The 21973-nt window shown below is 66.5% G+C and carries 18 protein-coding genes; 10 read left to right on the forward strand and 8 right to left on the reverse strand.

Translation table 11 applies throughout. The features are described 5' to 3' along the window. Nucleotides 1–369: 369 nt before the first annotated feature. Genes ACNA0R_RS17555 through ACNA0R_RS17570 form a run of 4 tightly spaced genes read right to left on the reverse strand, consistent with a single transcriptional unit; the run spans nt 370 to nt 3545 of the window. A complete protein-coding gene (locus ACNA0R_RS17555; RefSeq protein WP_415827333.1) occupies nt 370–666 on the reverse strand; it encodes an antibiotic biosynthesis monooxygenase family protein in 297 nt (98 codons plus the stop codon). 29 nt (nt 667–695) lie between these two features. Continuing rightward, nucleotides 696–1130 (reverse strand): cupin domain-containing protein, encoded by a 435-nt coding sequence (locus tag ACNA0R_RS17560; protein WP_415827334.1) that lies wholly within the window; start codon nt 1128–1130, stop codon nt 696–698. Between the two features lie 36 nt (nt 1131–1166). After that, nucleotides 1167–2537 (reverse strand): NAD-dependent succinate-semialdehyde dehydrogenase, encoded by a 1371-nt coding sequence (locus ACNA0R_RS17565; protein ID WP_415827335.1) that lies wholly within the window; start codon nt 2535–2537, stop codon nt 1167–1169. Between the two features lie 27 nt (nt 2538–2564). Continuing rightward, a complete protein-coding gene (locus ACNA0R_RS17570; RefSeq protein WP_415827336.1) occupies nt 2565–3545 on the reverse strand; it encodes a Bug family tripartite tricarboxylate transporter substrate binding protein in 981 nt (326 codons plus the stop codon). 182 nt (nt 3546–3727) lie between these two features. On the opposite strand from ACNA0R_RS17570, the gene ACNA0R_RS17575 reads away from it, so the two are divergent. The 5 genes from ACNA0R_RS17575 to ACNA0R_RS17595 all read left to right on the forward strand — a co-directional run bounded on the left by ACNA0R_RS17575 (nt 3728) and on the right by ACNA0R_RS17595 (nt 7373). After that, the gene (locus ACNA0R_RS17575; protein WP_415827337.1) at nt 3728–4666 is read left to right on the forward strand and encodes a LysR substrate-binding domain-containing protein; all 939 of its coding nucleotides are present in this window, start codon (nt 3728–3730) and stop codon (nt 4664–4666) included. Between the two features lie 93 nt (nt 4667–4759). Further along, nucleotides 4760–5284: an META domain-containing protein gene (locus tag ACNA0R_RS17580; RefSeq protein ID WP_415827338.1), complete on the forward strand. Its 525-nt coding sequence runs from the start codon at nt 4760–4762 to the stop codon at nt 5282–5284. 16 nt (nt 5285–5300) lie between these two features. After that, entirely contained in the window at nt 5301–5837 is a 537-nt protein-coding gene (locus tag ACNA0R_RS17585) for an META domain-containing protein (RefSeq protein WP_415827339.1), read from the forward strand. A gap of 7 nt (nt 5838–5844) precedes the next feature. Further along, nucleotides 5845–6594, forward strand: coding sequence for a sulfurtransferase (locus ACNA0R_RS17590; protein ID WP_415827340.1), 750 nt, complete (start codon nt 5845–5847; stop codon nt 6592–6594). Between the two features lie 8 nt (nt 6595–6602). Beyond that, complete coding sequence (locus ACNA0R_RS17595; RefSeq protein ID WP_415827341.1) at nt 6603–7373, forward strand: 5'-methylthioadenosine/adenosylhomocysteine nucleosidase; 771 nt, start codon at nt 6603–6605, stop codon at nt 7371–7373. 14 nt (nt 7374–7387) lie between these two features. Here the strand turns inward: ACNA0R_RS17595 and metG are convergent, their stop codons facing one another. Together metG and ACNA0R_RS17605 are read right to left on the reverse strand one after the other, a co-directional pair. Beyond that, nucleotides 7388–9487, reverse strand: coding sequence for a methionine--tRNA ligase (metG, locus tag ACNA0R_RS17600; protein WP_415827342.1), 2100 nt, complete (start codon nt 9485–9487; stop codon nt 7388–7390). Nucleotides 9488–9668: 181 nt separating this feature from the next. Continuing rightward, nucleotides 9669–9929: a hypothetical protein gene (locus ACNA0R_RS17605; RefSeq protein ID WP_415827343.1), complete on the reverse strand. Its 261-nt coding sequence runs from the start codon at nt 9927–9929 to the stop codon at nt 9669–9671. A gap of 155 nt (nt 9930–10084) precedes the next feature. Here ACNA0R_RS17605 and apbC point away from each other — a divergent pair, with 155 nt between their 5' ends. From apbC to dcd, 4 genes are all read left to right on the forward strand, one after another. Next, nucleotides 10085–11170 (forward strand): iron-sulfur cluster carrier protein ApbC, encoded by a 1086-nt coding sequence (gene apbC / locus ACNA0R_RS17610; protein ID WP_415827344.1) that lies wholly within the window; start codon nt 10085–10087, stop codon nt 11168–11170. Nucleotides 11171–11173: 3 nt separating this feature from the next. After that, the gene (locus ACNA0R_RS17615; protein WP_415827345.1) at nt 11174–13021 is read left to right on the forward strand and encodes an autotransporter assembly complex protein TamA; all 1848 of its coding nucleotides are present in this window, start codon (nt 11174–11176) and stop codon (nt 13019–13021) included. Further along, on the forward strand, nt 13018–16659 hold the full coding sequence (locus ACNA0R_RS17620; RefSeq protein WP_415827346.1) for a translocation/assembly module TamB domain-containing protein: 3642 nt from the start codon (nt 13018–13020) through the stop codon (nt 16657–16659). The genes ACNA0R_RS17615 and ACNA0R_RS17620 overlap by 4 nt, the downstream gene beginning before the upstream one ends. Before the next feature lie 65 nt (nt 16660–16724). Beyond that, complete coding sequence (dcd, locus tag ACNA0R_RS17625; RefSeq protein ID WP_415827347.1) at nt 16725–17288, forward strand: dCTP deaminase; 564 nt, start codon at nt 16725–16727, stop codon at nt 17286–17288. Nucleotides 17289–17370: 82 nt separating this feature from the next. Here the strand turns inward: dcd and ACNA0R_RS17630 are convergent, their stop codons facing one another. Both ACNA0R_RS17630 and ACNA0R_RS17635 read right to left on the reverse strand, forming a co-directional pair. Beyond that, complete coding sequence (locus tag ACNA0R_RS17630) at nt 17371–18378, reverse strand: TRAP transporter substrate-binding protein (protein WP_415827348.1); 1008 nt, start codon at nt 18376–18378, stop codon at nt 17371–17373. 198 nt (nt 18379–18576) lie between these two features. Then, nucleotides 18577–19557, reverse strand: coding sequence for a GNAT family N-acetyltransferase (locus ACNA0R_RS17635; protein WP_415827349.1), 981 nt, complete (start codon nt 19555–19557; stop codon nt 18577–18579). Nucleotides 19558–19702: 145 nt separating this feature from the next. Between ACNA0R_RS17635 and ACNA0R_RS17640 the strand changes: the two genes are divergently transcribed. Continuing rightward, on the forward strand, nt 19703–21973 hold the full coding sequence (locus ACNA0R_RS17640) for an Orn/Lys/Arg family decarboxylase (protein WP_415827350.1): 2271 nt from the start codon (nt 19703–19705) through the stop codon (nt 21971–21973).

The raw sequence follows: 21973 nt of genomic DNA on the forward strand, positions 1-21973 counted from the left end.
TTCCATGACCGGGGAGGGGGCGGGCAGGGGCTGGAAAGACCACCGGGAGGCACCGGTCGGCCTTGCCACATCGCCAGCGATGGTATCACCGAGGTCTTGATTTTTAAGCCAAATGTCAGAAACAAAACGTTAGCCGAACGTTAGCTGCTTAGTCGCTGGGCGTGACCACGCCGGCGCCGGTCCCCGCCTCGTTCCGCGCCGCCGGAAGGGACGCCCCGCGGCAGAGCGCCGAACCGTATATGCCGCGACGGTTCGCCCGACAGTCGGCGGGCGCCGCAAAGAAAAACGCCGCGGTCCCGAAGAACCGCGGCGTTGGCCTGCCATCCGAGCACGGCGGCCTGGCCGCCGGCGCGCGTCCGCCAGGATCAATCAGCCCAGGTCGACCAACTGCGTATGCTCCACCACCGGCGGGGCGACGAAATACGGGCTGACCAGCTCGCGCCATTTGGCGAAGTCTTCCGAGCCGCGGAAATCCACCGTGTGGTTCTCCAGCGTGGCCCATTCGACGAACAGCCGATAGCGGTTGGGAAACTCCACCGAGCGCTGCAGCGCCACGCCGTGGCAGCCCTTGGCGCGCAGGAATAGCGGCTTGGCCTTGGATACGCCGGCTTCGAAGTCGGCGTTCGTGCCGTCCTTGATGTCGATCTGCGCTATTTCGAGATACATCGTGGCTCCTTGCCGATACGGCCGGCGTATCAGCGTTTGATATGTTCCAGCGCCACCGGATTGGTCGCGCCGGTTTCCGTCAGCGTGCGCGTGGCGTGGACCGACGCGTAGATCCAGAGGATCTTCATGGGCTGCGTGTCCGACATATTACGGAAGCGGTGCGACACATTGGGCGGAATCCATGTCGTGTCCATGGGTTGCAGCCGGTGTTCTTCGCCATTGATGTCGAGGATGGCGTCGCCTTCCAGCAGCATGACGCTTTCTTCGCAGTTGTGGCTGTGGAAGGGGATCTTGGTGCCGGGCGCGAATTCCGTAATGCCGTTGATGAAGGCGGTGGCGCCATCGCCGGCCGTCACCAGCGGGATGGTGCGCGCGCCGCCGCCGCGTTCATAGGCGGTCAGTTCCGACGGGCGGAAGATTCCCGGCTTCGGGGTGCCGTTCTGCGTGGTATTGCTGGTGGTCATGTTTGGACTCCTCTAACAACCTGGCGGGCGCGGTGTTCAGCGCGCCGGACCGGTCCAGACCGATTTGATATTGGTGAATTCCTTCAGGCCGTAGCTGCTCAGTTCGCGGCCATAGCCTGATTGCTTGATGCCGCCGAAGGGCAGGCGCGGGTCCGACGCGACGGTGCCGTTGATGAACACGGCGGCGGCTTCGATTTCGCGGGCCAGGATATCGGCGCGGGCCAGATCGCCCGTCCACAGCGCCGCGCCCAGGCCGAAGACCGTGTCGTTGGCGATGCGGATCGCATCGTCGACATCCTTGCAGCGAATGATAGCCGCGGCGGGGCCGAAGGTCTCGTCACGGCCGGCAACCATGTCGGGCGTAACGCGGTCCAGGACCGTGGGCTCGAAGAAGTAGCCCTTGCCTGCGCGCGGCGCACCGCCGACGAGCAGGCGCGCGCCCGCGGCCACCGTTGCCTGCACCTGCTGGTGCAGGTCCACGCGCAGATTGTCGCGCGCCATCGGCCCGACCTCCACGCCGGTATCGCGCGGATCGCCGACCTTGAGCGCACGGGTGTGCGTGACGAAGGCCTCGACGAAGGCGTCCGCCACCTGGTTCTCGACGATGAAACGCTTGGCCGAAATGCAGCTCTGGCCGGTATTGTGGAAACGCGCCTTGACGGCCGTACGCGCGGCCAGATCGATGTCGGCATCGGCCAGCACGATGAAGGGATCGGACCCGCCCAGTTCCAGCACCTGTTTTTTCAGCGCGGCCCCGGCCTGCGATGCGATGGTGCGGCCGACGGGCGTCGAGCCGGTGAAGGTGACGGCGGCGATGCGGTCGTCGGCGATCAGGTCCCCCACGCGCGATGAATTCACCAGCAGCGTGGAAAACACGCCCCTGGGCGCATCGGCCAGGTCGAATACCTTGGCCAGCGCCAGCGCGCACTGCGGCACATTGTTGGCGTGCTTGAGCACCGCCGTGTTGCCCGCCAGCAGGGCCGGCGCGGCAAAACGCATGACCTGCCAGAACGGGTAATTCCACGGCATGACCGCCAGCACCGTGCCCAGCGGATCGAAGACGACCTTGCTGTGCGTGGCATTGCTGGCCACGATTTCGGGTGCCAGCAGGCGCTCGGCTTCGTTGGCGTAGTACTCGCAGTTGATCGCGCACTTTTCGACTTCGGCGACCGCCTCGTTGATGGGCTTGCCCATTTCCGCGGTGATCAGCGCCGCGTATTCGGCCTTGCCGGCGCGCAGCACGGCCGCCAGGCGGCGCAGCAGGTCCTGGCGCTGGGCCAGGCTGGTGCGGCGCCAGTCGCGCTGGGCGGACCGGGCACGCGTCAGCGTGGCTTCGATGGTCGCGGCGTCATGCTCGCCGAACGTGGCGAGCGTGGACTCGTCGAAGGGATTGATGGAATGAATCATGTATCTCTTCTTGGCACCGGCGTGCCCTTACTCCGCCTGGATGTTGTTGTCCCGAATCAGCTTGCCGTACACGGCGTAGCCTTCCGCGGTGCGCTTGCCCAGTTCTTCCGGCGACGACCCCACCGGATTAGCGCCCTGCGAAGCCAGCCTGGCCCGAACCTCGGGCTTGGCCAGCACTTGCTTGATCGTGGCGTTCAGTTTCTCGATCACCGCGGGCGGCGTCTTGGCGGGCGCGACGATGACGAACCACGACGAAAAAACGAAGCCGGGCGAACCCGATTCGGAAATCGTGGGCGCGTTGGGATATTCAGCCAGGCGCTTTTCGGAGGAAATCCCCAGCAGATCCACGCGCTTGCTGTCGATCAGGCTCTTGGACGTCGCCAGCGCCTGGAAGGCGACCTTGGCTTCGCCGCCCGCCACGCCCAGCGCCGCCGGCGTCGCGCCACGGTAAGGGACGTGCACCATATTCAACTTGTTCTCGGAGGCGAACAGCGCCATGGCGATGTGCTGCGGGCTGCCGATGCCGCCGGAAGCGTATTCGATGCGCCCGGGCGCCGCCTTGGCCGCGGCGATGAGGTCGCCGGCATTCTTGTAGAGGCCCGGCGTGCCGATCAGGCTCCATTCGAAGGTGGTCACCAGGGACACCGGCGCGAAGTCCTTCAACGGATTCCACGGCGTTTTCGACAGGTTGGGCACCATGGTGAGGATGCTGTCGTTGAAGGCGCCGATGGTATAGCCGTCCGGATTGGCGGTGGCCACGCGGTTCGCGCCGATCGCGCCCGCCGCGCCCGGCAGATTCTCCACGACGATGGACTGGTTCAGGATCTTGCCCATTTCCTGGGCCACCAGCCGCGCCACGTTGTCCACCGCGCTGGCGGTCGCCAGCGGGATGATCATGGTGATGGGGCGTTCCGGGTATTCCGCGCGGGCCTGCTGGGCCACGCCGCCCGCCAGACAGAGCACGGCGGCCACTTGCGCGGCCAGCCGACATTTATTCCATGCCTTCACAGTGTTCTCCTCGATGCTGGTTATGCCTTGTAACCTTGCCCGCGACACTCTAGGCAGGCGGCTCGCCCATGTCCAATGGCGATTTTCTATTTATTGCATCGAAAGCCGCCATAATTCGTTACGCTTACGCCTGCCCGCCGCAACCCGGCGCGGGGCGGGCCGCCTAGGGGCCGGTTGCCGATATGACGAATAAATCCGGAATCAAGCTACGCCAGCTGGAGTATTTCCTGGCCATCGCGGACACGCTGCATTTTTCGAAAGCGGCGGAAAAGCTGTTCGTGACGCAGTCGACCTTGTCCCATCAGCTGGCCGAACTGGAGGCCCATCTGGGCAAGGCGCTGTTCGACCGGTCCGGCAAACACATCCGGCTGACCCAGGAAGGCCAGGTTTTTCATGCCTATGCCCGGCGCACGCTGGACGAGCTGGCGGCGGGCTGCGCGGCCGTGGAAGAACTGGACGCCCTGCGGCGCGGCCATTTGAGAATCGGCGCCAGCCAGTCCTTCATGCGCAAGCTGCTGCCGCCGGTCGTCGCCGAGTTCATGCGTACCTACCCGGACGTCCGCCTGACCGTCACCGAGATGATGGCGCCCATGATCGAAGCCCAATTGGCCGCCGGCGATCTGCATCTGGGCATCGCCTTCATCCCGGCGCGCCTGGAAGAAACCGATGTCGAATCGCTGTTCACCGAGCGCCTGATGCTGGTGGTGGGCATGGGGCATCGCCTGGCGGCGCGCAAGCGGGTGCGGCTGTCCGACCTGGCGCGGGAGCCGCTGGTGCTGATGACCCGTGACTACTACACGCGCTCGCTGGTCGACCAGTATTTCGACCAGCGCGGGCTGGCGCCGAATATCGTCTGCGAGACCAATGCGCTAAGCCTGATGATGGACCTGGCCGCGGATTCCCAGGCGGCCACGCTGCTGCCGGAAAGCTCCATCGACCCGTCGGGTCGTGTGGCGGTGATTCCGGTCTATGAACCGGTGCCCATACGCGTGACGGCGCTGCTCTGGTCCAAGCGCCATCATCGGACGACGGCGGCCGCGACCTTCGCGCAGTTGCTGCGCCAGCGACTGCATGCCGCCGATCCGGCATTGCGGCGGGCCATGGCGGCCGTTACGCAATGAAGCACCCTGGGAGCGTCCGCCCTGGCGGCCTATCTACAATACAGGCTTCGGCCATGGAGGCGCAGTCCTCGGCCCGTCCCAGGAGATACCCCGATGCCGCTTCTTTCCTTGACCCGTTGCACCGTATTGGCGATCGCCGCAGCCGGCCTGGCGGGATGCTCGACGACGACGGGACAGGCGCAAGCGCAGGGGCCTGGCGCGGCGCAGGCCGCGACGACATCGGATTCGCTGGCGCAGACGCATTGGCGGCTGGTTCGCTGGCAATCGCCGGACGGATCGGACTACCCGCTGCAGTTGAACCAGATCTACCCGCCCTTGAGCATAGGTTTCATGGCCAGGAACCGCGACTACCGGGTTTCCGGCTTTTCCGGCTGCAATGAGTTCGCCGGCACCTATCAGTTGCAGGGCGGCAAGCTGAGGATTACGCTGCCGTCCACCCGTACACTGCGCTGCAGCACGCCGGAACTGGGCGAGGCCGAGCGTGCCTATCTGTCGGCGCTGGCGCACATCAGCTCGTTCACCTTGGATAGCGGCGGCGCCCCGCACCAGATGACCTTTACCGTACGCAACGGCGATGTCCTGACGTTCCTGCGCGGCCAGGATATACCGGCGCGTTGACCCAGGAGTTTTTCCCATGTTTTTTCCCCGCATGCGCCGCATCGCCTGCTTTTTTTCGTCGGCGGCCGCGCTGGCCGCATTGGCCGCGCTCACGGCCTGCGCCCGTCCCTTGCAGCCGGACCTGGCGCAGGCGCGCTACCAGCCTGCCTATGCTTCCGATTTCCTGGCCCAGACCAATTGGGTGCTGGCGCGCTGGACCCGCGCCGGCGGTACGCTGCGCACCATTCCGCACAACGATGGCCGCGAGCGGCCCATCACCATGGGTTTCGTCCATGAAGGTCCCCAGCTGCGCGTGGCGGGGTTCGCCGGCTGCAACAACTACAGCAGCGACTACACGGTGGCCAACGGCAATCTGATCATCAGGACGGCGCCGGTGGCGACCCGCATGGCGTGCGCGCGTCCGGAGCTGAACCAGGTCGAACAGGATTTCCTGGCGTCGCTCACGCGCATCCGGGCCACGTCGGTCGACAACATGGGCGATCCACGCCGGCTGTCGCTGTCCTTGGATAACGGCGAGGTCCTGGATTTCGCGCGTGCCGATGCGGGGCGTTGAGCGATTCATGTCCAAGATCGTCAATATCGCGGCCTACAAGTTCGTTACGCTGGACGACGCCCCGGCGCTGCGGGAACGGATACGGGAATGCGCCGCGGCGCAGGAGCTGAAAGGCACGGTGCTGCTGGCGCAGGAAGGCATCAACCTGTTCCTGTCGGGCGGCGAAGCCGCCATCGCTGCTTTCCTGGGATGGCTGCGGGCGGACGCCCGCTTCGCGGATCTGGAAGCCAAATACAGTTATTCCGACGATGTGCCTTTCCGCCGCCTGCTGGTCAAGGTCAAGCGGGAAATTATCCGCATGGACCACCCCGCCATCCGTCCCGAAGCCGGGCGCGCGCCCGGTGTGGACGCCCGCACGCTCGCGCGCTGGCTGGCGCAGGGTAGCGACGATGCGGGGCGGCCCATCGTCATGCTGGATACACGCAATGCTTTCGAAGTCGATGCCGGCACCTTCGACGGCGCGGTGGATTGGCGCATCGAGCGCTTCACCCAGTTTCCGGCCGCGCTGCGCGCGCATCGCGCCGAACTGGAAGGCAAGACCGTGGTCAGCTTCTGCACCGGCGGCATACGCTGCGAAAAAGCCGCGCTGTACATGGCGGAGGAAGGCGTGCGCGATGTTTACCAGCTGGAAGGCGGCATCCTGAAGTATTTCGAGGAAACCGGCGGACCGGGTTTCAAGGGCAGCTGTTTCGTGTTCGATGAACGCGAGCTGCTCGGGCCCGACCTGGCCCCGGCGGCCTCCACCGCTTCTTGCTGAGGGCGATCATGTCGTCAGCGCCTTTGGGCATCATGGCCGCCTTGCATGACGAGATCGCCGGCTTGCTCGCGCATATGGGGCCGGGCGCGGCTTGCCGGCGCATAGGCATGCGCGATTACTACGTCGGCGAGCTCTACGGCCAGCCTTGCGTCGTGGTGCTCGCGCGTATCGGCAAGGTCGCCGCCGCGGCGACGGCCGTCGCCCTGATCCGCGAATTCGACGTGCGCGCGGTGCTGTTCACGGGCCTGGCCGGCGGCGTCGCGCCGGGTGTGAACGTCGGCGACGTGGTGATTGCCGACGCCTTGCTGCACCACGATCTGGATGCGCGCCCCTTGTTCCCGCGGTACGAGGTGCCGCTGCTGGGCGTCAGCCGGCTGCCCACCGACCCACGCATGAATGGCGTGCTGGCGCAGTGCGCCGCCGATTACCTGGCCCTGGCGCTGGGACGCGATGTGGACGCCGCCACGCGCGACCTGTTCGCCATAGGCGCGCCCATGCTGCATCGCGGGCTGATCGCCAGCGGCGACCGGTTCATCAGCGATGCCGACACCACCGCCGACGTGTTGAATGCGTTGCCGGACACGCTATGCGTGGAAATGGAAGGCGCGGCCGTGGCCCAGGTGTGCCACGAGTACGAGATCCCCTGCGCGGTGCTGCGCACGATCTCGGACCGCGCCGACGCCGCCGCGCCGGTCGATTTCGCGGGCTTTCTGACGCATATCGCCAGCCATTATTCGAGCGGCATCGTCAGCCGGTTTATCGAGGCTTATACGGACTGACGTGCCGGCGTCATTCAGCTGACGCGCATTCCGGGCTGCGCGCCCGAGCCCGGCTCCAGGACATAGATCCCGGGATGGGTCGATTCGTCGGCATGGCTGGCGGCCAGCACCATGCCTTCCGATATGCCGAACTTCATCTTGCGCGGCGCCAGATTGGCCACCATGACGGTCAGCTTGCCGATCAGGTCCTGCGGCTTGTAGGCGGACTTGATGCCGGAAAACACATTGCGGTGACGGCCTTCGCCGACATCCAGCGTCAGGCGCAGCAACTTGCTGGAGCCTTCCACCTCCTCGCAGTTCACGATGCGGGCCACGCGCAGGTCGATCTTGGCGAAGTCATCGATGGCGATCGTGCCGGCGATCGGCTCGCCGCCGGGCGCCGGACCGTCGCTTGCCTTCTCGCCCGCCTGTCCCGCGCCGGATTCGGCCGGCGCATCCACCAGGGCGTCCAGCATGCCGGGATCGACGCGCTGCATCAGATGCTTGAACGGCGCGATGCTTAGCGGCAGCATGGCCGCGTCCTGCCAGACGAATGCGGCGGGCTGGCCGAACAGCTCGCGCGCCACACGGTCGGCCAGTGCCGGCAGCACCGGCGCCAGCATCACCGACAGCGCCTTGAAGCCGGCCAGCGCGCGCGAGCAGATGTCCTGCAGCGTCGCTTTCTGTTCCTCGCTTGCCGTGGCGATGCCCTTGGCCATGACCCAGGGCTGCGCCGCGTCGAAAGCCTGGTTGATGCGATCCGCATACGCCATGATGTCGCGGATGGCGCGCCCGTATTCACGGGCTTCCAGCGCGGCCTGTACCGTGGCGGCCTGTTCCGCCAGCTCAGCGGACAGGGCCTGCGTATCGCCCTGATAGGCCAGCGCGCCGCCGAAGTGGCGGGTGATGAAGTTCGCCGCGCGGCTGGCGATATTCACGTATTTGCCGATGAGATCGCTGTTCACGCGCGCGATGAAATCTTCCGCGGTGAAATCGACGTCCTCGACCTTGGCGTTCAGCTTGGCGGCGATGTAATAGCGCAGCCATTCCGGGTCCATGCCCACGTCCAGATAGCGCAGCGGGGAAATGCCGGTGCCGCGGCTCTTGGACATCTTCTCGCCGCTGACCGTAATGAATCCATGCACGTTCAGCGCGTCGGGCGTCTTGCGTCCGGCGAACTTGAGCATCGCCGGCCAGAACAAGGCGTGGAAGTAGATGATGTCCTTGCCGATGAAGTGGACCTGTTCGGTCGGCCCCGCCGGATCCAGCAGCGCGTCAAAGTCCAGCCCCTGCTTGTCGCAATAAGCCTTGAGCGAGGCCAGATAGCCCACGGGGGCGTCCAGCCATACATAAAAGTACTTGCCCGGCGCGTCCGGGATTTCGATGCCGAAGTACGGGGCTTCGCGCGAAATATCCCAATCGCCCAGCTTGGCCTCGGCGTCGTCGGCGCCCAGCCATTCGCGGGTTTTCGCCAGCACTTCGGGCTGCAGCCGCCGCGCGCCGACGGCGTTGGTGCCGGCCGTCCAGTCGCGCAGGAAGGCCACGCAGCGCGGGTCCGACAGCTTGAAAAAGAAATGTTCCGAGCTCTTCAGTACCGGCGTGGCCTTGGTCAGGGTCGAATAGGGGTTGATCAGCTCGGTGGGCGCGTAGACCGCGCCGCACACCTCGCAGGAATCGCCATACTGGTCCTTGGAATGACAGACCGGGCATTCGCCCTTGATATAGCGATCGGCCAGGAACATGCCCTTGACCGGGTCGTAGAACTGCTCGATGGTGCGGGTTTCGATCAGGCCCTGGGCCTTGAGCGCCCGGTAGATCTCCTGCGACAGCGCGACGTTTTCCGGCGTATCGGTGGAATGCCAGTGATCGAAGCGGATATGGAAGCCGTTCAGGTAGCGCGGCCGCTCGGCGGCGTAGCGCGCCACCAGGTCGCGCGGCGTAATGCCTTCGCTTTCGGCCTTCAGCATGATGGGCGCGCCGTGGGCATCGTCGGCCCCGACGAAATGCACCGTGTGCCCGGCCATGCGCATGGCCCTGACCCAGATATCGGCCTGGATGTATTCCATGATGTGGCCAATGTGAAAAGAACCATTGGCGTAGGGCAGGGCGGTGGTGACGAACAGGGTGCGTGACATAACCGAAGGGCGAAGTAAGAAACCGGACCCGGCATTTTAGAGCCAGTTCCGATGGCCGCCCCCGGAATGCGGTCAGCCGCACGCGGAACGCATCCACGCGGCAGCGTCGATGCGTCGAGCGGGTATGGGAAAGGACGGCCGCCAGGCAGCGCGGCCGTGGACGCCAGCGCCGTGGCGGCGCTTAGCGGACTTCGCGCACTTCGACGTCGATGACGTCCGGGCGTACGCCCTGGAAGGGGCTGGCGGCGGGGCCACGGGAGGCGTTGCGCTGATGCCAGTAGGCTTTTACGCCGAACGGGCGGCCACGAACCCTGGCGACCACGTACAGGATGCCGACCGCGATGGCGGTGGAAACCATGAAGACCAGGGCCATGACACCGCCGATAAGGGCAAGCACCGTGAAGGCAAGGGCGCGAACGAAGCGTGTAAGAGCGTTGTCCATGCTAGAAATGACGCATAAGGCGGCGAAAAGTTCCTGCGGATTCCGCTATCCTTGCAACAATGCAGGAGCGATATAGGCCGCACGGTGCTGAAAAAACAGGCTGATACCGGGGCAGGCTCGCCAAAACCCGGCAATGCCTGTGGGAATATAGTGACATGAGTTTGACGATCCAACAAATAAAGGCGGTCCTGGAAGGTGTAACGGACCCGCTGACCGGCGCCAGCATCGGAAAATATGTAAAAGAGCGCGACATCCACGTGGATACCCATCCGCCGTCGGTTGCCGTAGAGCTGGGCTATCCGGCCCGCACCCAGCAACAGGCCTTGCGGCAGGCGGTCATCGACGCCCTGGCCGCGGCTGGGGCGCCCGGCGCACAGGTATCGGTTACCTGGAAAATCGCCGCGCATGCGGTGCAACGGGGCCTCAAGCCGCTGCCGAACGTCGCCAACATCATCGCGGTGGCTTCGGGCAAGGGCGGCGTCGGCAAAAGCACCACCGCCGTCAACCTGGCGCTGGCCCTGGCGGCCGAAGGCGCGCAGGTGGGCGTGCTGGACGCGGATATCTATGGTCCCAGCGTGCCCACCATGCTGGGCATTTCCGGGCGGCCGGTCAGCCATGACAACAAATCCATGGAGCCCTTGCAGGGCCATGGGCTGCAGGCCAATTCCATCGGCTTCCTGATCGACGCCGATTCGCCCGCCATCTGGCGCGGTCCCATGGTCACGCAGGCGCTGGAACAACTGCTGCGCCAGACCAACTGGCGCGCGCTCGATTATCTGATCATCGATATGCCTCCGGGCACCGGCGATATCGCCCTGACCCTGGCGCAGAAGGTGCCCGTGGTGGGCGCCGTCATCGTCACCACGCCGCAGGACATCGCGCTGCTGGACGCCCGCAAGGGATTGCGCATGTTCGAGAAGGTGGAAGTGCCCATCCTGGGCGTAGTGGAAAACATGTCCATGCACATCTGCAGCAATTGCGGCCATGCCGAAGCCATCTTTGGCGAAGGCGGCGGCAAGCGCATGGCGGAGCAATACGGCGTGGCCTGGCTGGGCGGTCTGCCGCTGACCATCGACATTCGCGAACAGACGGACGCGGGCAATCCCACGGTGGTGGCCGATCCTGGCAGCGAAGCGGCCGGCTTGTACCGCGACATCGCCCGCCGCGTCGCGGCGGCGGTGGCCGGGCTGCCGCGCGATATGGCGGGCAAGTTCCCGAACGTCGTCGTCCAGCAACCCTGACGCATGCGGTGGCTTGCGGGCATTCTGCTTGGCGTCCTCATGGCGCTGTCCGGAACCGCCCTTGCCAAGCCCGAAGTGGTCATCGACCCCGGCACGGTGGACCCGTCATCGATCAAGGCGGTTCGTGACGCGGTCGAGGTGATCGCCAGGCTGGCGTCGGACCAGGACGGCGGCGAGGCCGACCGCCTGCGTCGCCGGGCGCGCGACGCGGCCTTGGCGGCGCTGGCGACCCAGGGCTATTTCCAGGCCAAGGTTACGTTGAAGACCGGTAGCGAGGTCAATGGCGGTACCTGGCATATCGCCATCGACGCCGGCGTGCGGGCCAAGGTCGTGGCGGTCGATCTTTCCTTCACCGGCCGCATCACCCAGCCGCGCTATGCGGGCCGCATCGCGGTGCTGCGCAAGAACTGGTCGCTGCCGGCGGGACGCCCCTTCGTCAACGAAGACTGGAACAAGGCCAAGTCTTCCCTGCTGAATGACGTCAGCAACCACGATTTCCTGCTGGCGCGGATCGCCGCGTCATCGGCGGACGTGCAGCCGGAGCAGGGCGAGGTGCGCCTGAAGGTGGTCATCGACAGCGGTCCGGCGGTACGCATGGGCATGCTGGAAATCCAGGGCCTGGAGCGCGTGCCGGCCTCGCTGGTGCGGCGCTATGTGCGCTACAAGCAAGGCGAGGCCTACGACCAGGACAAGCTGAACAACTGGCAGCAGGCCTTGCAGGGCACCTCGTTTTTCCGCGGCGCCTTCGTGTCCATGGTCCGGCCGGACGGGACGCGTGAAACGCCGCCCGAGCAGAATCCCGCCACATCCACGCCGCAAGGCGACCCCAGCGTGGCGGCTGGCAGCCAGCCGGCCAAGGCAGGGGACAGCGAGGGTGAGCTCACGTTGCCGGTGCAGGTGCGCCTGGTGGAGGCGCCACCCAAGCGCTTTTCCGCGTCGCTGGGCGTGGACAGCGATGTCGGGGTGGGCGTGGAGGCCTTGTATCGCCAGCAGGTGGTATTCGGCCAGCCGCTGACCATGGAGTCCGGCTTCGGCGTGAACCGCCTGCGTCAGCGCGTCTATACGGACTTCTATCTGCCTCCCGACGGCCGCGGCAACAAGGACAGCATAGGCGTGCTGGCCGAGCATTCCGACATCCAGGGGCAGGAAGTGACGCGCTTCGCGCTGGGCGCCACGCGGTTGCAGGAGCGCCACGGTTCCGGCAACGTGGACTATGAAACCCGTTGGGGTTTGCTGGCGGCGCACGACAGCGTGCGCATCGAGGGCGCCAGCGACTACGACCTGCCCAGCCTGACCGGCACCGTCGAATGGTTGCGGCGTGACGTCGACGATAAATACAACCCGCGCGACGGCAACCTGGTTTCGCTGGGCGGCGGCCTGGGCGTCACGCTGGACACCGGCAGGCCTTACAGCCGCGCCAGGGCGCGCGCGCAGCGCTGGTGGCCGGTGGGCGAGCGCGATGTGTTCACGGTGCGGGGCGAGATCGGCAAGGTATGGTCGGACAGTACGCGCGTTCCGCCGGACTTCGGCTTTCGCACCGGCGGCGCGCGCAGCATACGGGGCTATCCCTATCTGAGCATAGGCGCGGATCGCGGGGACGCCGTGGTGGATGCGCCGACCTTGCTGGTGGGCAGCGTCGAGTACGACCATTACTTCGACGAACGCTGGGGCGTGGGGTTTTTCGTTGACGCAGGCGACGCGGCGCAGTCGTTCGGCCAGATGCGCATGGCGGTCGGTTATGGCGTCGGCGCGCGGGTGCGCACGCCCGCCGGGCCGTTGTTCCTGGATGTCGCGTATGGCCAGCGCGACCATTCGCTGCGGCTGGCGTTTTCGCTGGGGATCGCGTTTTGAAGATCCTGGCCAGGCTGCTGCGCAATGTGCTGGTGTGGTGGATACCCACGCTGTTGCTCTTTTTATGCGCGGCGGTCGCGGCGGTGGTGTGGCTGGCGGGCAGCCAGGCGGGCGCGCAATGGCTGGCGCGTACCGCGCTGCCGTATGCGGGCGGCCAGGCGGAGGATGTCAGCGGCTCGGTGTGGCGGGGCTTGCGTATCGGTCATCTTGTCATCGACACCGCGGGCGTGTCGGTCGATGCGCGTGACGTGTCGCTGCGGGTGGCATGGCCGGAATTGCTGCGGCGGCGCCTGCATGTTCACGAATTGGCCGCCGCCAGCTTGAATGTGGATATAGGTCCGGCTTCGGGCGCTGAGCCGGCGGCGGCCGGACCGTCGGACCAGCCGGTCTCGATCCCGCTGGATGTCGTAGTGGAGCGCCTGGCTCTGGGTGAATTCACGTTGCGGCAGGACGGCGTGCCCTTGCCTGTCGCCCTGGGCGGCCTGCAGGCGGCATTGCACGCGGGGGCAGGCGGCGCGCAATTGCGGATCGATAGCCTGCATGTCGGCCATGCCGTGGCTGACATGGATGTCCAGGGCCAGGCCGACCTGAAACAGTTGGCCGCGCCCTGGCCCCTGGCCGCGCAGCTGCATGTGGCCGCCCATGGGCGCGGGCCGGATTCGCCTGTGTGCGTGGGACGGTTGGTCGCGGACATGACGCCCGCGCCCGCCAAGCCCGCGGCCGCAAAGCTGCCGCCTGCCGAGCCTTCGTCCAAACCGGCGGCTTCGAATGCGGCGAATTCGAAGCCGGCGGCAGCGCTCCCCGACCCTTGCCTGATCGACGCGGATATCGGCGCCGACGGCTCGCTTGACGGCATGTCGGTCACCGTCGCGGCGCAGGGCGCGGGCGCGGTGCTGTCCGCGCGGGCGCAACTGGCGCCGCGCGATGTCCTGCCCGTACGGTCGGCCGACGCGTCGCTGCGACTGCCCGACGGTACTTCCGCGGCCGTCACCCTGACGGCGGGGCCGGGCGGCGATGCCGCGCAGGGGCTGCGCCTGCAGGGCACCATCACCGCCGACCGGCTGGACCTGGCTCGCCTGTCCGGCAATGCCGTGCCGCCGGCGGTGCTCACTACCCACGGCGGTTTCAATGTCCTGCTGACGGAAGGCTACGTGCTGCGCGACGGCCAGCTGGATCTGGCCATAGACCAGGGCAGCCGCTGGAACCGGCAGCCCTTGCAGGGCACCGCGCGCGGCCGCGTGACGACGGCGGCCAATGACAGTCCGTCGGCGGACTGGACCACGGCCCTGGCGGACGTGCGCGTGCAAGGCCTGGCGGTGGATCTGCGGCTGGGTCCCAACCGGCTGCAGGCCCGTGGCGACATCAGTCCAAGCGCCGGCGCCATCACGATCGATGCCGGCGCGCCCGCGCTGGCCGCCTTCTGGCCCGGCCTGGAAGGTGCCGCCAACCTGCAGGCCAGGCTGACCGGCACGCCGGCCCGGCACCGGCTGGAACTGCGCGGCGGTTACACGCCCGCCCGCTCGCGGCCCGGCATATTGGGCAGTGCGCCCATGCAGGCGGCCCTGGATGTCAGCGGCGGCTACGGTACCGGCCAGGGCACCGACGCCGCCGCGCGCGAGCCGGGATGGCGCGGCACGGTTTCCCGGCTCATCTTCACCCATGCGGGCTTCGAAGTGTCGGCGCCCGGACCGGTGACCGTGGCCTGGCTGCCGCGCGCCAACGCGCCCTTGTGGCAATGGCAGGCCGGTGCGGCGCGCATCGAACTGAAATTGCCGGGCGGCGACCATTTCGTGCTGGACCACGCCGGCTCGCGCGGCGGCCCCGGCCGCTGGGAAACGGCGGGCCGCGTGGATGACCTGGTCCTGACACCGGCCATGGCGCGCCGCATCCAGCGGGCGCTGGGCCGGGACGAGCCGGGGCAGCAGGCGCCGGATCGGCCCCAGCGCGTCAATGCGCGCGTCCCCGCCAGCCAGCGGCGCATCGCCGTGGATGTGTCCTGGGACCTGCGCTATGCGGGCGCCCTGACCGGCAAGGCCCGCGTGGCGCGCCGGTCCGGCGATCTGCTGATTCCCGGCGATCCGCCTATCCCGTTGGGCTTGCGCGATCTGGTCCTGGATCTGAACGCCACCTCGGCGGGCGGACGCAACAGCCGCGTCGATGCCACGTTGCGGGTGGATACGGCAAGCATGGGTTCGCTGCGCGGTACCGGCACTGTCATGCTGGCGGCGACGCCCGACGGCGGCATAGGCCTGGCGCCGCGCCAGCCGATGCGGGCATCGCTGGACGCGGACATCTCCGACCTGAAATGGGTGGAGCTGTTCACCGGCGACAGTACCGATATCGGCGGCGCGCTGAAGGCCAGCATCCAGGCGCAGGGCATGCCGGACGGCGCCTGGACGGCCAGCGGCACGGTGCGCGGCACGGGGCTGCGCTATGTGCGCATCGACGACGGCGTGCGGATGGTCGACGGCACGCTCTCCGCGCGCTTGCAGGAAGACCGGCTGATCGTCGAATCGCTGCGCTTTCCCGCGGTCCTGCGGGTACTGCCTACCGAGGCGCGCACGCGCGACTGGGTGACACGCGATCCGGACGCCAAAAATGGCTACATCGATGCGAGCGGAAGCTGGCGGCTGGCCGACGCGGCCGGGCAGGTGCACGTCGTCCTGCGCCGGTTCCCCGTCATACAGCGCGCGGACCGTTTCGCCATGATGTCCGGCGCCATCGACATCGACGCCGCCCTGCCGCGCCTTTCTATCCGGGGCAACGTCAAGGCGGACGCCGGCTGGGCCAGCCTGGAAGTCCTTAGCGAAGTGCCGTCGCTGGACGGCGATGTCGTCGTCCACCGGCCGGGCGCCGACAATCCCGCGCCTTCCACGCCGCTGCAGACCGATATGGATCTGAACGTGGACCTGGGTTCGCGGTTTTACCTGACGGGCATGGGCCTGGACGCCGCGCTGGGCGGCTCCATCCGCATCCGCTATGTCGACCATCGCCTGTCGGGCACGGGCGCGCTGCGCACGCGGGCGGGCCGTATCGACGCCTATGGCCAGCGGCTGCAGCTGCGGCGCGGGACGGTGACCTTCCAGGGCGCCCTGGACAACCCCCTGCTGGATATCGAGGCGCTGCGCACGGGCGAGCAGGTGGAAGCCGGCGTGCGCGTCAGCGGCACGGCGCAGCGGCCGCGCATCGACCTGATTTCCTACCCGGATGTCAGCGACGAGGAAAAACTCTCCTGGCTGGTGCTGGGCCGCGCGCCAGACGCCAGCGGCAACGATACGGCGCTGCTGGTATCGCTGGGAACGGCGCTGCTGGGCAACGGCGAACCCTTCTATAAGAAATTCGGCCTGGACGATGTGACGGTGCGCAATGGGACGCTGGGCGGATCCAACAGCCTGCTGCCCGACCAGACCGTGGCGGGCAATGTGAACCAGGACGCCAGCCAGACCCTGGCGACGCAATTCGTCGTGGCAAGCAAGAACTTCGCGGACGGCGTAACGCTCAGCGTCGAGCAGGCGCTGGCCGGTTCGGAAACGGTGGGACGACTGAGCTACCGCCTGTCGCGGCGCTGGTCGGTGGATCTGAAGGGCGGGTCGGTCAACGGCCTGGAACTGGTATATCGGACATTTCTGGGCGATTGACCAGCCGGGCCGGAAGGGCCATGGGGGCTAAAATACCGCCCACTTCAAATCGAGGCTTTCTTTCCATGAGCATCAAAAGCGACCTGTGGATCCGGCGCGCCGCGGCCAACGGCATGATCGAACCTTTCGAGCCCGGCCAGGTGCGCGAGTCGAACGGCGGCCGTATCGTCAGCTACGGCACCAGCAGCTACGGCTACGACGTACGCTGCGCCAACGAATTCAAGATATTCACGAATATCAATTCCACCATCGTGGATCCGAAGAATTTCGATGAAAAGTCCTTCGTCGATTTCACGGGCGATGTCTGCATCATTCCGCCGAATTCGTTCGCCCTGGCGCGCACCGTGGAGTATTTCCGGATTCCGCGCAGTGTCCTGACGATCTGCCTGGGCAAGAGCACCTACGCGCGCTGCGGCATCATCGTCAATGTCACGCCGCTCGAACCCGAATGGGAAGGCCACGTCACGCTGGAGTTCTCGAACACCACGCCGCTGCCGGCCAAGATCTATGCGGGCGAAGGCTGCGCCCAGATGCTGTTCCTGGAAAGCGACGAAGTCTGCGAAACCTCGTATCGCGATCGCGGCGGCAAATACCAGGGGCAGCTGGGCGTCACGCTGCCCAAGACCTGACACGCGACCGGCCGGTTTCCCGGCGGGCCGTGCTGCGTGGTCCCGCCGCCCGGCCTCCCCGGCGAGTTTTACTTCCCGAGCCTTACTTCGCTTGATACTTATCCAGGATGGCCTTGCCGTCCGCACCCGTGCTGGCCTGCCAATCGGCCACCGCACCGGATGCCGCCGCGCGCAGCGCCTGCTGGACCGGCGCAGGTACGCTGGATTCGATCGTCACGCCGTTCTTGCGCATGTTGGCGCGGTTTTCCTCCAGCCGGCCCTCCATGCGCTTCCACTGCTCCGCTTCGGTGGCGGCCGCCGCCCGGTCCACGGCCTGGCGGCCGTCGGCGTCCAGCGCCCGATAGGCATCCAGGTTCATCGTCGCGATCGACAGGGGCATCGCGTAGTTCACTTCGGTGAAGTAAGTAAGGTACTGCCAGAGTTTGCGACCGGCGCCGCCGTCACCCGATGAGAGTACGGCGTTCACTTCGCCGGACGCCAGACGCGGCATGGCGTCGGCGAAGGATATGTTTACCGCCTTCGCGCCCGCCCGTGTCATGGTGGCCTGGGAGACGTCGTCGTACGTGCGGATGGAAAGCGCCTGCAGGTCCGCCACTGTTTTGATGGGCGCCTTGGACCAGATGCCGGACGGCGGCCACGGCGTGGTGTAAAGCAGTTTCTGGCCGTGCGCGGCCAGGAATCGCTCATACACGGGCCGCGCCGCGTCGCGCAGCGCGCGGGCCTTGTCCAGGGAATCGGCCAGGAAGGGCAGCGAGGACACGCCGAAGATCGGATATTTATTGGCCAGGCCGCCCGCGAAGGCATCCGCGGCGTCGACCTTGCGCGCCTGGACGGCGTCCACCATGTCGGCGGATTTGAACCCCTTGGAGGCATCGAAACTCGTTTCGACGACGATGTTTCCGTGGGACTTTTCTTTGACCTGCGCGGCGAAGGTCGACACGCCCAGTCCGGGCATGGAGGTGGCCGGATACTCCGTGGTCATTTGCAGGGTCGTGGCGGCTTGCGCCGACACCGTGGTCAGCATGGCCGCGGCGAGCAGGGCGGCGAGGTGGGCAAGGCGGGCGGCGGAAGGCCGGGAAAGTGCGGGCATGGAGGTTCCTGGAAGTTGCGATGGAAGCCGCGCGCGCCATCCTGTGCGCACCGCGGCGCAGCCGTAGCCTGCCACGACGCCGAGGTAAACGGACTTCGGCCTTACCCTAGGATGCCGCGCGCACCCGGCTGCCGATGCCGCCTGGCGCGCTGCCCGCGACCTGCAATCCGCGGTCGACAGCGTGCAAGCGGCCCGGTGTCAGCCGTCCGACCCGCGCGGCGCCCTTTCGTAGTAGATGTCCCAGGCGTCCTGGCTGGTCTCCACGAAACCATGCCGCCGATAGAAGCGGTTCGATGCGCTATCGCGCAAGGCGCCGACCCGCACGGGCAGTCCGAGCGCATCGGCCCGCTCGAACACCCGCCGCAGCACCGCGGCGCCCACGCCCGCGCCCTGATGGCCCGGTGCGATGTACAGGTGATCCAGCTTGAGCGCGCCGTCATCCCGCCGGAGTGTGTAAAAACCGATCCGCTGCCCGTCCCGCAGGATCGCCAGCGTGTCCCGCGGCGCGTACGTCGCGCGCAGCCGCTGCCGCGCCCGCTCGGGATCGAAGCGCCCGATCTGTTCAAGGCTGTCACGCATGGCGGCGACGCGCAGGTCCGCCAGGGCATCGAAGTCCCCTTCGTCGACAGCGGCATATGCCAGGCCGCGCGTCTCCAGGGCCAGCGTCATCAGGTGCTCGTCGTAATACGCGCCATCGACCCACAGGGCCTCGATTTCACGGCCATAAATTGCGAAGCCCAGGCGCCGATACAGGGCCAGCGCGGCCTGATTGCCGACAGTGACGGATAAATTGATGCGCCGAACGCCGTCCATGCCACGCGCCAGCTCGATCGCGGCCCGGATCAGGCGGGAGGCCACGCCGGCGCCACGATGGCCCGGCGCGACGTAGACCGACACCAGCGACGCCTTGTGGGCTTCCTTGCGCCCGGCGGCGCGTCGCACGCAGGCCATGCCGACCAGGTTTTCCCCGTCGAAGGCGCCGATGCCGCCTCCGCCCGCCGGATCCGCCGGTGCGATCCAGCCCGCGATGATGTCCAGCGTATAGCGACGCTCGTCTTCCAGATGGGCGCCGAAGGCGGTCGGCGATTCCTGCAAGGCATGCAGCCGCAAAGACTGGAAGGCGGCCGCATCCTGGGCGGCGAGACGGCGGACAAGGAGGGCGGGTGGCGCTATCGGCATGGTGCTCAACTGTAACGCACGGCCGGGTACGCAGGATGCTTCCCCGGCCGGGTCCGCCGGCCCATGCGGCGGCGCAACGCTCGTGTCGCGTGTCCGCAGTACACTCGCGTCGGCTTTTGGCCCTACCCCGCAGGAGTCCCCCCGCATGAAATTCCGCTTTCCCATTGTCATCATCGACGAAGACTACCGTTCCGAGAACGCCTCGGGGCTGGGCATACGCGCGCTCGCGGCGGCGATCGAGGCTGAAGGCGTGGAGGTGCTTGGCGTCACCAGCTATGGCGACCTGAGCTCGTTCGCCCAGCAGCAAAGCCGGGCCAGCGCCTTCATCCTGTCGATCGACGACGAGGAGTTCGACGTCGATTCGCCGGAGGACGTGGCCAGCGCCATCAAGAACCTGCGGACCTTCATCGGCGAACTGCGGTTTCGCAATGCGGACATCCCGATCTACCTGTACGGCGAAACCCGCACCTCGCAGCACATTCCCAACGACATCCTGCGCGAGCTGCACGGTTTCATCCACATGTTCGAGGACACGCCGGAGTTCGTGGCCCGCCACATCATCCGCGAAGCGCGCGCCTATGTGGACAGCCTGCCGCCGCCGTTCTTCCGCGAGCTGGTCAAGTACGCGCAGGATGGTTCATATTCCTGGCATTGCCCTGGCCATTCCGGCGGCGTGGCCTTCCTGAAAAGCCCGGTGGGCCAGATGTTCCACCAGTTCTTCGGCGAAAACATGCTGCGCGCCGACGTCTGCAACGCGGTGGACGAACTGGGCCAGCTGCTGGATCACACCGGCCCCGTCGCGGAATCGGAGCTCAACGCCGCGCGTATTTTCCACGCCGACCATTGCTACTTCGTCACCAACGGCACGTCGACTTCCAACAAGGTGGTGTGGCACGCCAACGTGGCGGCCGGCGACGTGGTGGTGGTCGACCGCAATTGCCACAAGTCCATCCTGCACGCCATCACGATGACGGGCGCGATCCCGGTGTTCCTGCGGCCCACGCGCAACCACCTGGGCATCATCGGGCCGATTCCCATCGAGGAATTCGAACCCGAAAGCATCATGAAGAAGATCGAGGCCAATCCGTTCGCGCGCGAAGCGAAGGACAAGCGGCCCCGCATCCTGACGCTGACCCAAAGCACCTACGACGGCGTCATCTACAACGTCGAGATGATCAAGGAAAAGCTGGGCGACTACGTCGACACGCTGCATTTCGACGAAGCCTGGCTGCCGCACGCGGCCTTCCACGAGTTCTACCAGGATATGCATGCGATCGGGCAAGGGCGCCCGCGCAGCGAATCGGCGATGGTCTTCGCCACGCACTCCACGCACAAACTGCTGGCCGGCATTTCGCAGGCCTCGCAGATCATCGTGCAGGAGTCCAAGACCCGCAAGCTGGATCGCAATATCTTCAACGAAGCCTACCTGATGCATACGTCGACCTCGCCGCAGTACGCGATCATCGCGTCCTGCGACGTGGCGGCCGCGATGATGGAGCCCCCGGGCGGCACCGCCCTGGTCGAGGAAAGCATCCGCGAAGCCATGGATTTCCGCCGTGCGATGCGCAAGGTGGAATCCGAGTTCGGCCGCAACGACTGGTGGTTCAAGGTCTGGGGGCCGAACCGGCTGGTGCCCGACGGGATCGGCAACCGCGACGACTGGCTGCTGGAATCGGGCGACCATTGGCATGGCTTCGGCGATATCGCCGACGGCTTCAACATGCTGGATCCGATCAAGGCCACCATCATCACCCCGGGCCTGGATATTTCGGGCAGCTTCGGCGAAACCGGCATTCCGGCGGCGCTGGTCTCCAAATACCTGACCGAGCACGGCGTGGTGGTGGAAAAAACCGGCCTGTATTCGTTCTTCATCCTGTTCACCATCGGCATCACCAAGGGCCGCTGGAATACGCTGCTGACCGCCCTGCAGCAGTTCAAGGACGACTACGACCGCAACCAGCCGATGTGGCGCATCCTGCCCGAATTCTGCCGCGACCATCGGCAGTACGAGCGCATCGGCCTGCGCGATCTGTGCCAGCAGATCCACGAGGCTTATCGCGAAAGCGACGTGGCGCGCCTGACGACCGAGATGTACCTGAGCGATATGGTGCCGGCGCTCAAGCCTTCCGACGCCTTCGCGCGCATGGCGCACCGCCAGGTGGAACGCGTGGCGATCGAAGAGCTCGAGGGACGGGTTACCGGCGTGCTGCTGACGCCTTACCCCCCCGGCATCCCGCTGCTGATTCCGGGCGAACGCTTCAACCGCACCATCGTGCAATACCTGCAGTTCGCGCGCAAATTCAACGAACGCTTTCCCGGCTTTGAAACCGACATCCACGGCCTGGCGGAGGACGTCGATGCCGACGGCCAGGTGCGTTACTACGTCGACTGCCTGAAGGAAGACCAGGACCAGTAA

This window comes from Bordetella sputigena (assembly GCF_965137885.1).
In the GTDB taxonomy this organism is placed as follows: domain Bacteria; phylum Pseudomonadota; class Gammaproteobacteria; order Burkholderiales; family Burkholderiaceae_B; genus Bordetella_C; species Bordetella_C sputigena.